The organism is Methylobacterium sp. AC690, assembly GCF_979256535.1.
In genome coordinates this window covers 168,545-182,506 of the sequence record NZ_CEEDOX010000011.1, presented here as the reverse complement: position 1 = coordinate 182,506, position 13,962 = coordinate 168,545, and the positions used below count along the sequence as shown (strand labels likewise).

The 13,962-nt window shown below is 69.4% G+C and carries 11 protein-coding genes; 5 read left to right on the top strand and 6 right to left on the bottom strand.

From position 1 onward, the window contains the following. Positions 1-10: 10 nt before the first annotated feature. Positions 11-2,683: an MMPL family transporter gene (locus tag AC0IY1_RS14710; RefSeq protein WP_471770411.1), complete on the bottom strand. Its 2,673-nt coding sequence runs from the start codon at positions 2,681-2,683 to the stop codon at positions 11-13. A gap of 624 nt (positions 2,684-3,307) precedes the next feature. Between AC0IY1_RS14710 and hpnH the strand changes: the two genes are divergently transcribed. Continuing rightward, complete coding sequence (hpnH, locus tag AC0IY1_RS14705) at positions 3,308-4,471, top strand: adenosyl-hopene transferase HpnH (RefSeq protein WP_103708912.1); 1,164 nt, start codon at positions 3,308-3,310, stop codon at positions 4,469-4,471. A gap of 116 nt (positions 4,472-4,587) precedes the next feature. Here the strand turns inward: hpnH and AC0IY1_RS14700 are convergent, their stop codons facing one another. After that, entirely contained in the window at positions 4,588-5,007 is a 420-nt protein-coding gene (locus tag AC0IY1_RS14700; RefSeq protein WP_245435980.1) for a PilZ domain-containing protein, read from the bottom strand. A 374-nt stretch (positions 5,008-5,381) separates the two neighbouring features. On the opposite strand from AC0IY1_RS14700, the gene ykgO reads away from it, so the two are divergent. From ykgO to AC0IY1_RS14685, 3 genes are all read left to right on the top strand, one after another. Beyond that, positions 5,382-5,507: a type B 50S ribosomal protein L36 gene (gene ykgO / locus AC0IY1_RS14695; protein ID WP_055886195.1), complete on the top strand. Its 126-nt coding sequence runs from the start codon at positions 5,382-5,384 to the stop codon at positions 5,505-5,507. 78 nt (positions 5,508-5,585) lie between these two features. Then, positions 5,586-6,221 (top strand): tetratricopeptide repeat protein, encoded by a 636-nt coding sequence (locus tag AC0IY1_RS14690; protein ID WP_471770409.1) that lies wholly within the window; start codon positions 5,586-5,588, stop codon positions 6,219-6,221. Positions 6,222-6,227: 6 nt separating this feature from the next. Then, positions 6,228-7,208, top strand: a complete 981-nt coding sequence (locus tag AC0IY1_RS14685) for an alpha/beta fold hydrolase (protein ID WP_471770407.1) — start codon at positions 6,228-6,230, stop codon at positions 7,206-7,208. 39 nt (positions 7,209-7,247) lie between these two features. On the opposite strand, the gene pyk is transcribed toward AC0IY1_RS14685, so the two are convergent. Next, positions 7,248-8,684 carry a pyruvate kinase gene (pyk, locus tag AC0IY1_RS14680; RefSeq protein ID WP_055953604.1) on the bottom strand — a complete coding sequence of 479 codons (1,437 nt, stop codon included), beginning with the start codon at positions 8,682-8,684 and terminating at the stop codon, positions 7,248-7,250. Positions 8,685-9,514: 830 nt separating this feature from the next. Further along, positions 9,515-10,420 carry a LysR family transcriptional regulator gene (locus AC0IY1_RS14675; protein ID WP_471770404.1) on the bottom strand — a complete coding sequence of 302 codons (906 nt, stop codon included), beginning with the start codon at positions 10,418-10,420 and terminating at the stop codon, positions 9,515-9,517. A gap of 96 nt (positions 10,421-10,516) precedes the next feature. On the opposite strand from AC0IY1_RS14675, the gene AC0IY1_RS14670 reads away from it, so the two are divergent. Beyond that, the gene (locus AC0IY1_RS14670) at positions 10,517-11,647 is read left to right on the top strand and encodes an aldo/keto reductase (protein ID WP_471770401.1); all 1,131 of its coding nucleotides are present in this window, start codon (positions 10,517-10,519) and stop codon (positions 11,645-11,647) included. A gap of 99 nt (positions 11,648-11,746) precedes the next feature. Here the strand turns inward: AC0IY1_RS14670 and AC0IY1_RS14665 are convergent, their stop codons facing one another. Next, complete coding sequence (locus AC0IY1_RS14665; RefSeq protein WP_103708938.1) at positions 11,747-12,136, bottom strand: DUF1036 domain-containing protein; 390 nt, start codon at positions 12,134-12,136, stop codon at positions 11,747-11,749. Positions 12,137-12,548: 412 nt separating this feature from the next. After that, the gene (locus AC0IY1_RS14660) at positions 12,549-13,865 is read right to left on the bottom strand and encodes a glycerate kinase type-2 family protein (RefSeq protein WP_471770399.1); all 1,317 of its coding nucleotides are present in this window, start codon (positions 13,863-13,865) and stop codon (positions 12,549-12,551) included. Positions 13,866-13,962: the final 97 nt, after the last annotated feature.

Genomic DNA, 13,962 nt, shown 5'->3' with positions numbered 1-13,962 from the left:
AAACCGCGTCTTACTTCACGGGAACGGCTTCCGCGGCGTGAGCGCGGGCGGCCGGCGGCACGGCCGTGTCACCTTCAGGACGCTTCGGATCCGGGTGCTTGGGCGGCGGGCCGAGGAAGGCCGGAACCACGAAGAACGCGGCGACCAGGGTGAAGAACAGCGACAGGGCGAGGAGCTTGCCCATGCTGGCTGTACCCGGATGGCTGGAGAGCACCAGCGATCCGAAAGCGGTGCCGGTGGTCAGGGCCGAAAAGAAGATCGCCCGGGTCAGGCTGGAGGCCAGCATGTCGGTGACGCCCGCTCGCCAGGCGATGACGTAGTAGATGTGGAAGGCCACGCCGACAGCGAGCATCAGCGGCATCGCGATGATGTTGGCGAAGTTCAGCGGCATCCCGACGATGTGCAGCGCCATCAACGTCCACAGGGTCGCCAGCACCAGAGGGCCGAGCGTCATCGCGACGTCCCACGGCTTCCGCAGCGCCACGGACAGGATGATGAAGATCAGCACCAGGGCGGTGATCGCGGCCTGCAGGAACGCGCCGAGGATGGTGTAGCTCGAAGAGGTCGTGGCGACGGGCGCACCCGTCGCGTGCGGCGCAACGCTCTGAACCTCCTTGGCGAAGTTCCGGAGGACACGGTTGTCGTTGGCGTCACCGCTCGGATGAACCTCGATCCGAGAGCGTCCATCGGCAGCCACCCACTCGGCCTTCAGCTTCGGCGGCAGGTTGTCCAGGGTGACCTTTTCGGGGTTCAGAAGCCCGGACAGTCGGGTCAGCAGCGTCTTCAGGTCGGTGGTGAGTGCAACGCTGGCGGTTTCGCGGGGGCCGACCGGGGCGGCAGCGAGCTTGTCGAGGTCGGTTGCAAGATCGCCTGCCGCCTTCGCGCCGGGGGCATTGGAACTGGAGGCGATGCCGCGCAGCGCGGTGACGGCCTCCTTGATCGCCTTGACGTTGTCCGCGTCCGTGGGCGGCGGCGGCTTGCGGCCCGGGTTCAGCACCGGACCGAGGAGCTGTGCCGTCTCGGCAATGGTCGCGAGCTTCTGATCCTGATCCGGCGGCACGAAGGTGTTGATGTCGATCACCTTGGCCACCGACTTCAGCTTCAGGAGCTTATCGGCCAGGGACGGCACCGCATCCACGGAGGGCGCCATCACGTCGATGATGTTCGGGCTCGTCGCCGGATCCTTGATCAGATCGAGGTAGGTCGAGATCGACTCCACCTTCGGGCTGCGCAGGTGCATCGGGTTCGAGTCGAAGGGCAGCTTGAACAGGAGCGGGATGCCCGCCAGCGTAATCACACCGACGCCGATCAGGATCGGCTTGCGGTTACGGATGATCCAAGGATCGACCCCGGCAAGCCAGGTGGTCTCGACGGCCTCCCGCTCGCCTTTCGGCTTGAACACCGCGATGAGCGCGGGCAGCAACGTGAGGGAGAACAGGTAGGCCACGATCATGCCGACGCCGGCGATGAGGCCGAGTTCGGAGACGCCGCGGAACGCGGTGGGCAGGAACGCGAAGAAGCCTGCGATCAAGGAGATCGCCGCGAGGGTCAGGGACCAGCCGACCCCGTGGGCCGCGGCTCGCATCGCCGACAGCAGGTCGGGCTGCTCGAAGCGGTCGGCACGATAGCGCACCGCGAACTGGATACCGAAATCGATGCCAAGGCCGACGAAGAGTGCGGCGAACGCCACCGAGATCGGGTTGAGTTCGCCCACCATCAACAGGCCGAGGCCGGCGGTGACGATGAGCCCCGCAAAGGTCGTGATCAGCACGGCACCGATCAGGGGCGCGGAGCGGAGGGCGAGCCAGAGGAATAGGACGATCGCGCCGACCGTGACGCTGTAGTTGAGCAGCGCGTCCTCGGAAAGGGTCGCGAATTCGTCGTCCGCCACGGCGACGGGTCCGGTCAGCCGCATGCGCGGAGCGCCGGCGAATTCAGGTCCGCCGAGGGTGTTGATCTTGAGATCGGAGGCGACCTTGCGCACCACCTCGGTGGCGTTCGCGCCCGGCTGCAGGGCGTTGTAATCCAGTACGGGCTGGATCATCACGAACTTGCGCAGGTCTGTGCTCTGCGTCTGCCCGTTCGACAGGAGCATCTGCCAGGACATGCGTGCGGGCTCTCCGGCCAGCACCTTGCGCACGGTCGTGTCGATCTGCGCCATCGGCCGCTCGAGATCCTCGAGCTTGGCATCGCCGCTCTTGATGCCCCGTGCGCCGAGACCAAGGACCCGCATGATACCGCGCAGGGACGGATCGGCTGCCAGCGGACCGAGGAGGCCCTGCTGCTGCACCAGCTGCTCGGTGGTCTTCGTCAGCTCCTCCTGCGACATCAGCAGGAAGCCGTTCTTCTCGTAGAAGGCACCGCCGTCCGGACGGTACACCGACTCGATCATGTCCTTGTGGCTGACGAGGGCTGCCGAGAACTCGGCCGCCGCTTCCTCCGCTTCCTCGGGCGTCTTGCCGTCAATGACGGCGACGAGGGTGCCGGTGCGTTGCGGGAAAGCCTTCTCGTAGTTGATCTCGTCCTGACGCCAGGGCACATCCTTGTCGATCAACCGCTCGACGTCGGTGTTGATCTTGAAGAGGTGAGCCGCCACACCGGCACTGGCCACGGTGACGAGTGCGACGAGAGCTATGACCAACCAGCGACGCTGGACGGAAAACGCGACGAGCCGTTCGATCACGAGTATCCTACCTGCCTGAGCGATCCGATTGCCGCCCGGCCGCGCCAAACTTCGGCGCCGAGGCCAGTGGAGCCACGGGACGGGAATCGATCTGTCTTGTGACGCCGGTTATCACCTGTTGGTGCAAAATTCGAATCCGGTCCACGAACGGTGTCTCGCGCGGCCGGAGAGCGACGGTAGTGCGGTTCATCAAACGAATCGCATTGCTCACACGAATTTGCTTCACTCAGGCGCTCACGTAGCGACCAAATGTCTGTAATGCAACGCAAACGGATTGATCGATCATCGGTTCAAGCCAGGGTGTGATTTCGCACTGCACATCTCCGCGACCCAAGCTTTGGTGAACGCAAGTAAGGACCGCCAACTGCTAAGCTGCGGCTCTGGCATGCAGTCAACGACTAGGAATAAGCGCATCCGACGGGGTTATATGCCGCCGGCGCGCTCCGGCTGACCGAAGAGTCCAGGCCACCCTCTGTGGCCGGATTGTTTCAGCGCCGCGAGAATTTGCACGAACGGCATCCATTCGGGGCCTTTCGGATTCGTTCCAGTCTACCTCGCTGGAATTTGGCCTTTTTTCACGCTAAGCAGCCCGATACATCGGGGCCAACAACAAGGAGCCGCGTCTTGGGCATCCCTATCCGGTACGTCGCGAAGATTGGCGGCTACATCCTGAAGCAGCACCTCACCGGTCGCAAGCGCTACCCGCTCGTGATGATGATGGAGCCGCTGTTCCGCTGCAATCTTGCCTGCGCCGGTTGCGGGAAGATCGATTACCCGGACGAGATCCTGAACAAGCGACTGCCCGTCGCCGATGCGCTGGAATCCGTGCGCGAGTGCGGTGCACCCGTGGTGGTGATCGCCGGCGGCGAGCCGCTCCTGCACAAGGATCTGCCCCAGATCGTCGAGGGCATCATCGCGCAGAAGAAGTTCGCGATCGTCTGCACGAACGCGCTCCTGCTCGAGAAGAAGATCAAGGAGTACAAGCCGAGCCCGTACTTCACCTGGTCGATCCATCTCGATGGCGACAAGGAGATGCACGACCAGTCTGTGTGTCAGCGCGGCGTCTACGACAAGGCGGTGGCGGCGATCGCGAAGGCCAAGGAGATGGGCTTCCGCGTCACCATCAACTGCACCTTCTTCAATAACTCGTCCGCCGACAAGATCGCCGACTTCTTCGACAGCGTGACGAAGATGGGTATCGACGGCATCACCGTGTCGCCCGGCTATGCCTACGAGCGGGCGCCGGATCAGAAGCACTTCCTGAACCGGAAGGCGACGAAGGAGCTCTTCCGCGGCGTGTTCCGGCACGGAAAGGAGAAGGGCCGCGAGAAGTGGACCTTCCAGCAGTCGGGCCTGTTCCTCGACTTCCTGGCGGGCAACCAGACCTACCATTGCACCCCCTGGGGCAACCCGACCCGCACCGTGTTCGGCTGGCAGAAGCCCTGCTACCTCCTGGGTGAGGGCTACGCGGCGACCTTCAAGGAGCTGATGGAGGAGACCGATTGGGACTCCTACGGCACCGGCAACTACGAGAAGTGCGCCGACTGCATGGTCCACTCGGGCTATGAGGCCTCTTCGGTCGTCGACTCCGTGAAGAAGCCCTGGAAGCCCCTGGTTCACGCGTTCCGCGGCATCAAGACCGAGGGTGAGATGGCTCCCGAGGTCAGCTTGGAGAACCAGCGTCCGGCCGAGTTCGTGTTCTCGCGCAACGTCGCGCAGAAGCTGTCGGAGATCAAAGCTTCGGGCGTCGACACCAAGCGCGAAGCCCGCAACCGCAGCGCCGCCTGATTTCAGGCCGGCGCGGCTACCCACGAACAGCGAAAACCCCGCTCTGCTCCGGCAGGGCGGGGTTTTTCGTTGGCGCCTGCCTGCCGGCTGCTTGGAGAAATGCCGCGGCAGGTGTCTTAGAAGGCCGAGATGCCGCGCTTCCGCGAGGGGACACCAATCCCGCCGCCCGCGATGTCCTCCGGAGTCGAGACGTCCGCCGACGGCGCCGGCGCGGGAGCGCCCGCGGTCGTGACGGCAGCGGGCGTCGGCAGCTTGCCGACGCGCTCGATGCGCACACCGACATAGTCGCCGCGTCGCCAGGCGATCCGGACGAGGCAGAGGAAATCGCGTCCGATGATTCGGAGCATGAAGACGGGTGGGAGCGCTTGGTTCGCGCCGACACAGATGCGCGCGCCGGATTTCGAGACATCCTTCACGCTGCAGGGGATTTCGGTACCGTCCCGGAAACGGATGGTCGCGATCCAATTGGTCGGACTGCGCTCCTCACGACGCTGGATCGGCGCCGGTGTTTCGGGTTGCTCCATGCCGGTCGCCACGGGTTCTATCTCCGCGCCCCACGCGCGTACTCGACGACATAGCGATGCAAATCTTTACAGACGGATATCGGTCTCCGTCCAATCGGCGCTCGGCCGGCCGCAGATGCACCAAAATCGCTCACGGCTGGCCACGGCGGCGCCCGGACGCTTACCCGACGTTCGATGCCGGTTCGGCCCCTCCGTGATGCGAAGGACCATTCCGGCAAAGCTTCGCTTCGGAATGGGGCGTGACGCCTTGCCTTGCCGGCGCGAATCCTGATAAGGCAACCGCCTTTCCGCGATGCATCGACACATCGCCGAGGTCGCCGTCAGGTGCCTCGTTCCCGAGACCCTATGGACAGGCGGCGGGCTCGTTCCCGACCGACGTGAGACCGATGAAGATTCGCAACTCCCTCAAGTCCCTGCGTGGCCGTCACCGCGACAACCAGATCGTGCGTCGTAAGGGCCGCGTCTACATCATCAACAAGACCCAGAAGCGCTTCAAGGCCCGCCAGGGCTAAGGCCGACGGGGTGCTCTGCCGCGAGACGCGGCAAGCGCGCACGTTGACGTCGCGATCCGGGGCGAGGAAGCTCCCGGCATGTCGCGACCCGCACACCATCGATCCTGCCTGCATCGATCCTGCCTGCATCGATCCTGCCTGAAAGCCGCGCTCGCCGCGGCTTTCTGCGTTTTCCTCGCACCCCCTGTCGGTGCTCGGCCGGCGCCGGAAGCGCAGCCGCCGAAGAAGACGCAGCCGCTGACGCTCGACGACCTCTACGCGCGCCTGAAGGCGGCGGGCGACGATGCCGAGGCGAAGGGCGTCTCGCGGCTGATCGAGCAGCGTCTCGGCCGTTCCGGCAGCGCCACGGCCGACCTGCTCACCGAGCGGGCCCGGCAGGCGATGTCCGGGCAGGATCTCCCCCTGGCGATCGAGCTGATGGACCGGGCCACCACCCTGGAGCCCGGCTGGTCGGAGGGCTGGAACCGGCGCGCGACGGTGTTCTGGATGCTGTCGGACCCCTCCGCGGCCATCGCCGACCTGCAGCGCACCCTCGTGCTCGAGCCGCGCCACTACGAGGCCTGGGCGGCCCTGGGACGGATCTACCAGACCCTCGACGACAAGCGTCGCGCCCTGGAGGCGTTCCGCCGGGCGGCGGCGCTGTATCCCCGGATGGATCGGCTGCAACAGGCCATCGACCGGCTGGCGCCGGACGTCGACGGCCGCGACCTGTAGCCGATCATGCTCCTGCTCAAGCTGATCGCCGGCCTCCTGGCCGGCGGGGTCGTCCTCGGGCTCGTCGCCGCTGGCGTCACCCTGCTGATCTCGGCGCGGATCGAGGCACGCTATCCGCCGGCCGGGCCGTTCGCGTCGGTGACCGGCGGGCGCATCGCCACGGTCCAGGCCGGTCCGAATCCCTCACCGCGCGGCACCGTCGTGCTGCTGCACGGCGCTTCGGCCAATGCCGCCGACCCGATGACGGATCTCGGGCGCCGGCTCGCCGGCGAGGGGTTCCGCGTCGTGGCCCTCGACCGCCCGGGCTTTGGCTGGAGCGACCGCCTGACCGGCGCCGCCATGGCGACGCCGAAGGCCCAGGCCGGGGCGGTGGCCGAGGCCCTGAAGGATCTCGGGCTCGGGCCCGCCCTGATCGTCGGTCATTCCTGGGCCGGGGCGCTGGCGACCGCGCTCGCCCTCAATCATCCCGACCGGGTCGCGGGCCTCGTCCTGCTGGCGCCGGCGGTGATGCCGCTACCGGATCTCGGACCGATCCCCTGGTACTACCGGGTGGCCCTGATGCCGCCGGTGACCTGGCTCCTCAGCCGGACGGTGGCGACGCCGGTGGGACTCTACTACCTGAAGCCGGCGGGCCAGTCGGTGTTCCGGCCCCAGGAGGCCCCGGCCGGCTACCTGGAGGCGAGCCGGGCCGCCCTGGTCCTGCGTCCGGCGACGATGCTCGCCAATGTCCAGGACCTGATGGCGCTGCCGGACGCCCTGAAGCGCCAGAGCGCCGCCTACGACCGCATTACCGCGCCCACGGTCATCATCACCGGGGACAGCGACGGGATCGTCCCGGCGGAGCGCCACGCCAGGCCCCTGGCACGCCTGATCCCGGGGGCCCGGCTCGTGGTCCTGCCCGGGATCGGCCACATGGTCCACACCGTCGCCACCCAGGCCGTGGTCGATGAGGTCGTGCGTCTCGCCGATTCGCTGCCCGTGCGCTGAGGCGCGTCGGGCCCGCAGCCCGGACGCGCCCCGGCCGGTTCAGGCCTTCGCCGCGTGCTCGCGGGTGACGAAGGCGATGCGCACGAGGTTGGTCGCGCCGGGCGTCCCGAACGGTACGCCGGCCACCACGATGATGCGGCCGCCGATCTCGGCGAAGTTTTCGCGCACGGCGAACTTCGCGGCCCGGAACGCCATGTCGTCCACGTCGCTGGCGTCCTTGGTGACGATCGGGTGCGTGCCCCAGCACATGGCGAGCCGCCGGGCCGTTTCCCGCTTCGGTGTCAGCGCGATGATCGTCGCGTTGGGCCGCGAGCGGGCGAGGCGCAGGGCGGTGGAACCGGAATGCGTCCAGGCCATGATGGCCGTGAGGTTCAGGGCGTCGACCATCTGGTGCGCCGCCGCCGCGATGGCGTCGGAGGCGGTGGCGTCGGGCTCGGAGCGCTGGGCCGTCAGGATGGTCCAGTAGAGGGCGTCGCGCTCCACCTGCTCGGCGATCCGGCTCATCATCGAGATGGCCTCGATCGGGAAGGTGCCGGAGGCGCTCTCGGCCGAGAGCATCACCGCATCCGCGCCCTCGTAGACGGCGGTGGCGACGTCGGAGACCTCGGCGCGGGTCGGCACCGGGGCGGTGATCATCGATTCGAGCATCTGGGTCGCGACGACCACCGGCTTGCCCATGCGGCGGGAGGCGCGGGTGATGCGCTTCTGCACGCCGGGCACCTGCTCCAGGGGCATCTCGACGCCGAGATCGCCGCGGGCCACCATCAGGCCGTCGGAGATCTCGATGATCTCCTCCAGGCGGGTCAGGGCCTGCGGCTTCTCGATCTTGGCCATCACCAGGGCGCGGCCCGCCGCGACCTTCTTCACCTCGGCCACGTCCTCGGGACGCTGCACGAAGGAGACGGCGATCCAGTCGGCGCCGGCCGCCAGGCCGGCCTCGAGGTCGCCCCGGTCCTTCTCGGTCATGGCGGCGACCGGGATCACCGTGTCGGGCAGGGAGACGCCCTTGCGATTCGAGATGCGCCCGCCGATCTCGACCCGGGTCACGGCGCGGCCCTCGGACACCTCGGTCACGGTCAGCCGCAGCTTGCCGTCGTCGATGATGACGACGTGGCCGGGCTCCAGGGCCGAGAGGATCTCCGGATGGGGCAGGTAGACCCGCGAGACGTCGCCGGGGGTCGGGTCGCTGTCGAGCACGAAGGTGGCGCCGTTCTGCAGGATCGCGGCGCCCTCGGCGAAGGCGGCCACGCGCAGCTTCGGGCCCTGGAGGTCGACGAGGATCGCGATCGGGTGCTTCAGCTCGCGCTCGATCGTGCGGATGACCTCGATCTTCTCCGGCAGCTTCTCGCGCGGCAGGTGGCTCATGTTGAGACGGAAGACGTCCGCGCCGGCGCGAAACAGCTTCTCGATCATCTCCGGCGTGTCTGAGGCCGGGCCCAGGGTCGCGATGATCTTCGTACGGCGTGAACGTTTCAAGGCAGTCTCCATCCCCAGAGTGGGCTCCGCCGGCTTCGAAACGACCGGATCTTGAGCGAAGGGCCACAAGCACCGAAGCGGCCGGGAGGTCAAGAACGCCGCGCCGGCCAGGGCCGGCGGGGATCGCCGCGATGCAGCCGACACATGGGCCGGCAAAGTCATACCCCGCGGACATGCGGACGCGGCCCGCCGCCGTTTCCGGCGCGGGGGATCGATGGCGGGAGACGCGGGACGCCGCGAAACCACGTGGGGAGAATGAAAGCCGGTTCCCCGGCGTCCCTGGGTCCGGCCCCGGAGGCCCGAACCCCTCACGTCACGGCGTCTGTCTACGGCGCCGGCGACTCGGCTTGTGGCAGCCCCCCTACGGTGCCCCGATCCCTCGCGGGATCGGCGGCCCCGGCGGCCGGCTTATCATGGCCCACGGCCCCGGACCCGCCTCGTAGTGGGCGGGCCGTCCGTTGTCTGGTGGTGCCCCAGATGCCGGGCCGACGGATCGGCCCGCTCCGGAACACCTTGCGTCGCGCAGTGCCGCCCGGGGCGATGGCGAAACCGGGCCATCGACGCGGGCGCCGTCTCCTCCTCCCAAACCCGCCAACCCGGTCCGCCGGCGGGCCTCCCATCGGGGGAGGCGAGTGACGGGACAAGAGCACATGATAGGAATATTGTCAAGATTTTTCGGGCCTCGCTGCGGGCTGGGCAGCGGGTCGGGACGGTGTGGGCCCCGGCGCTCGACGGGGCCCTGGCGCAGCGACGCGCCGTCGCCGCACTGACGCGTGGATTGGCCCGGGCCCTGCTCCCGCGTCGCGCCGCGGACGTCCCGGAGCGCCTTGTCAGGCGTCGCGTCGCTCGCGGTCCCGCCAGCGAAGCGCGTCGGTGAGAGCGCGCAGGGCAGGGGGAACCTGCCGGCTCGGATAGTACAGGTGGCAGCCCGGGAAGGGCGGGCACCACGCGTCCAGCACCTGGACCAATCGTCCGCTCGCGAGATCGGCCGCAACGTCCGATTCCAGCATGTAGCCGAGGCCCGCGCCGGCGCGGATCGCGGCCGCCGCGAGCGCGCCATCGTTGACCACGAACTGTCCGCCCGTCCGCACGCGGATTTCACGGTCGGCCTGCGTGAACTCCCACGGCAGGAGACCGCCCCCGCTGAGCCGGTACGAGACGCAGTTATGGGCCTCCAGCTCACCCGGGGTGGTGGGGATGGGATGGCGGGCGAAATACGCCGGCGTGCCGACCACCACCGTGCGCAGGTCGGGACCGACCCGCACCGCCACCATGTCCCCCTCGATCGTTTCGCCGAAGCGGATGCCCGCATCGAAGCCGGCCGCGACCAGATCGGTCAGGCGGTCGTCGATCACAACTTCGACCGAGACGGCGGGATGATCGAGCAGGAAGCGCGGCAGCGACGGCTCGAGGATCGTGCGCGCGGCGTAGGCGAAGGTGGTCAGCCGGATGGTCCCGGACGGCTCGCTCCGCCAGTCGGCCAAAGCCGCCAGCCCGCGGTTCACCTCGTCCAGGGCCGGATTCAGCGACCGGAGCAGGCGTTCACCGGCCGGGGTCGGGGCGACGCTCCGGGTCGTGCGAGCGAGGAGGCGCACGCCGAGACGGGTCTCCAGTCCGCGCATCGCGTGGCTCAGGGCCGAGGGCGACAGGCCGAGTTCCGCCGCCGCGCGGGTGAAGCTCAGGCTCCGCGCCACGGCCGCGAACGCCGCGAGATCATCGAGGTCTCCGCGCCTCATTGCTGTGCCTCGCTCACAAACCCATCCCGCGCCGGGACGCTAATGCACCCTTGGCATCCGCGCTACGCTGCGATCAGTGATTAGCGAGGCACAGCAATGGATCTGACGCAGTATCGGACCCTCGGCCGTTCGGGTCTGGCGGTGAGCCCGCTCGCCCTGGGTACCATGACCTTCGGAACCGCGCGCTGGGGGCTCGACGCGGCGGGCAGCCGCGCGGTGTTCGACGCCTATGTCGAGCGCGGCGGCAACTTCATCGACACGGCGGACGTGTATGCGGGGGGCGCCAGCGAGGCCATGGTCGGCCGCTTCGTGACCGAGCGTGGCCTGCGCGACCGCCTCGTCCTGGCCACCAAGGCGGGTTTTGCCGCCGGAGCCGGGCCGCATGCGGGCGGATGCGGGGCCAAGCACATCCACGCGGCGATCGAGGGTTCGCTGCGCCGCCTCGGGACGGACTACGTCGACCTGTACTGGCTGCACGTCTGGGACGGCGTCACGCCGGCGGAGGAGTTGCTCGACACCATGGCGGGTCTCGTCCGGGCGGGAAAGGCCCGCTATTGGGGCCTGTCGAACGTGCCCGCCTGGTACGCGGCCAAGCTCGCGACGCTGGCCTCCGTGCGCGGGCTGCCGGGTCCGATCGGGCTGCAATACTTCTACTCCCTCGTGAGCCGGGAGGTGGAGGACGAGCACGTCCCGCTGGCGGCGGAGTTCGGCCTCGGCCTGGTGCCCTGGTCGCCGCTCGCCTACGGCCTGCTCACGGGCAAGTACGACCGCGCCACCGTCGAGGCGGCCCCGGCCCGCGGGTCCGGCCTGCCGAGCGAGGCGCGGAACGAGGAGGCCGAGCCCGCCGCAGCGGATCGGCGCCTCGACGGGGCGAACCCGTTCGGCGACAGCCTGTTCACACCGCGCAACTGGGGGATCGTCGAGGCGGTACGACGGGTGGCGGACGCGATCGGGCAACCGGCGGCGCGCGTCGCCCTGGCGTGGGTGATCGGCCGGCCGGGCGTCGCCGCCACCCTGATGGGCGTCAGCCGGGCGGGGCAGGTCGGCGACAACGTGGCCGCCCTCGACCTCGCCCTCGCGCCGGAGCACCGCGCCGCCCTCGACGCGGCGAGCGCGCCCGACACGCCGCGCCTCCTCTACGACCTCGCCCGGCCGCCCCTGCGCACGCAGGTGATCTTCGGCGGGAGCCAGGTCCGGGCCGCGGCCGAGTCGGGGCCGCCGGCCTGACGGACCCGAGGCGACGGCGGCGTTGCCCGGGGCGTGCGTGGACTGTGGACGATCCGGCGGCGTCGCTCGACCGGGACGCGGTCTCGGAGGCGCGCCGGCTCAGGGCGTCGGCGCCACCGGCTGGTTCGGGTCGTTGAGCTGGATCGTCCAGCTCTTCTGCTCGCCGGTATCGACCTCGTAGAAGCCGTTGCGGTCGAGCCCGCGGGCGAGGCAATCCTCGACGCCGCGGATCGTGAATTCGCGGTCCTTGGTGCACATCAACGAGCGGCCGCTCCACTCGCCGCCGCGCGTGTAGTCCACCGCATAGACGTAGTAGAATCGCGCCGCGAGGGAGCCCTTCAGGAGCGTCTCGCAGACCTTCGGGGCCACGTCCCACCAGCCCTCCGTGACCCAGCCCTGCGGGTCGCGGTAGCCCAGGGCGATGCCGACCTTGCTGGCGGTCTGGTTGCACATGCGCAGGTCGGCGCGGGCGGGTGCCGGGAGGAGCATGACGGCCAGGAGGGCCGCGCCCGCGAGGACCAGGGACCTGCCACGACCGACCCGCGCCATCGTTCCCCAGGGCGCCACCCCGTCGTTCCGGGGCGCCGCAGGCGCGCCCGGACCCGAAGGGGCGCGCCGGAGGCGTGCACGCCAGAGCCGCCGAGACATCGACCTCGAAGGCCACCGGCCTATCCGCATTCCGGGCTCCGCTGCACGGCCCTGGGACGACGGCGGGGCAAGGGGGCCGCGCGAGGCTGACGGTTCCGCGGTCCCGTTCTCACGGCCGAGCGGCGCTCTCCGGAGCGCGGTCAGGGCCGCGTCCGGGGAATCCGGACATGCGCCTCCGTCTCTCTCCTCCCGGGAGGAGAGATCCGCGGCGACCGTGGAACCCCCGAAGACCTGGACCCGCCCGGCGGCGTCCCTAGCCGACGAGGATGATGCGGCAATCGTTGACATTGGTGCGTGTCGGGCCCGGCTGAACGAGATCGCCGATGGTGGCGAAGAACTTCGTCGAATCGTTGTCGGCCAGCATCGCGGCGGGATCGAGCCCGGCTTCGCGGGCGCGGGCCAGCGTCGTCGGGTCGACGAGGCCGCCGGCCGGGTCGGTGGCCTCGCCCCGGCCGCCATCGGTGCCGTCGGTGTCGGCCGCGATGCCGAGGATGTCGTCGGCGCCGTCGAGCGCGATGGCGAGCGCCAGGGCGTATTCCTGATTCGGACCGCCATGGCCCTCGCCGCGGATCGTCACGGTCAGCTCGCCGCCCGAGATGATCGCGACCTTGCGGCCGGCCGCGGCCATCTCGCGAGCCATGCGGGCATGCTCGGCGGCGACCTCGCGGGCTTCGCCCTCGACGTCGGGGCCGAGCATCACCGGCTCGTAGCCGGCCGCGGACGCGGCGGCGGCCGCCGCTTCCAGGGCGTCGATGGGCCGGGCGATGATGCGGTACTCGGCCCGGGCGAAGGCGGGGTCGCCGGCCTTGGGGGTCTCGTTGGCGGGATCGTTGAGGAGGGCCTTGGCGGTCTCGGGCAGGGGGATGCCGCGGCGCTCGCAGATCTCGCGGGCGTCGGCCAGGGTCGTCGGATCCGGCACGGTGGGTCCGGAGGCGATCACGGCCGGGTCGTCGTGGGGCACATCGGAGACGGCCAGCGTCAGGATCGAGCGGGCGTTGCGCGCCATCATGGCGAGGCGGCCGCCCTTGATCCGCGACAGGTGCTTGCGCACGGCGTTGATCTCGTTGATCGGCGCGCCGGAGCGCAGCAGGGCCTTGGTGATGGCCTGCTTCTCCGTGAGGGTGAGCTCCCCGGCCGGGGCGATCCAGTTGGCCGAGCCGCCGCCGGAGAGCAGCACCAGCACGTCGTCCTCCGGCCCGGCATCGGCGGCGATCTTCAGGGCGTCGATGGTGGCGTCGATGCCGGCCTGGTCCGGCACCGGATGCCCGGCCTCGACCATGCGGATCATCGGCGCTTCCTCGCCGTAGCCGTGACGGGCGACCGCCAAGCCGACGATGCGGCTCGGATCGACGCCATGCTCCTCCCGGTAGAACCAGCTGGCCACCGCCGCCATGCTGCCGCCGGCCTTGCCGGCCCCCAGGATGATGAGGCGGCCCTGGCCCGGGGCGGGCAGGTGCGGCACGAGGCAGCGCGCCGGGTGGGCGGCGGCGATCGCCTCGTCGAGGCAGTGGAGCAGGAGGGCGCGGCGGTTATCGGTCGAGGCGGGTGCGGTCATGGCGGGTGCGGTCATGGCGTTTCCGTATTCCGGTGGTCGATCGCAAAGGCGGCCCGGCGGTTCTCCTCCGGATTGTTGTGCCCCCGGCATGGTGCCGGATTGTTGCCGTCGC

What these genes read in the sequence shown, in the direction of transcription:
- ykgO (WP_055886195.1), top strand. Translation starts at nt 5,382, where the DNA reads ATGAAGATTCGCAACTCCCTCAAGTCCCTGCGTGGCCGTCACCGCGAC.
- AC0IY1_RS14690 (WP_471770409.1), top strand. Translation starts at nt 5,586, where the DNA reads ATGTCGCGACCCGCACACCATCGATCCTGCCTGCATCGATCCTGCCTG.
- AC0IY1_RS14685 (WP_471770407.1), top strand. Translation starts at nt 6,228, where the DNA reads ATGCTCCTGCTCAAGCTGATCGCCGGCCTCCTGGCCGGCGGGGTCGTC.
- AC0IY1_RS14675 (WP_471770404.1), bottom strand. Translation starts at nt 10,420, where the DNA reads ATGAGGCGCGGAGACCTCGATGATCTCGCGGCGTTCGCGGCCGTGGCG.
- AC0IY1_RS14670 (WP_471770401.1), top strand. Translation starts at nt 10,517, where the DNA reads ATGGATCTGACGCAGTATCGGACCCTCGGCCGTTCGGGTCTGGCGGTG.
- AC0IY1_RS14665 (WP_103708938.1), bottom strand. Translation starts at nt 12,136, where the DNA reads ATGCTCCTCCCGGCACCCGCCCGCGCCGACCTGCGCATGTGCAACCAG.
- AC0IY1_RS14660 (WP_471770399.1), bottom strand. Translation starts at nt 13,865, where the DNA reads ATGACCGCACCCGCCATGACCGCACCCGCCTCGACCGATAACCGCCGC.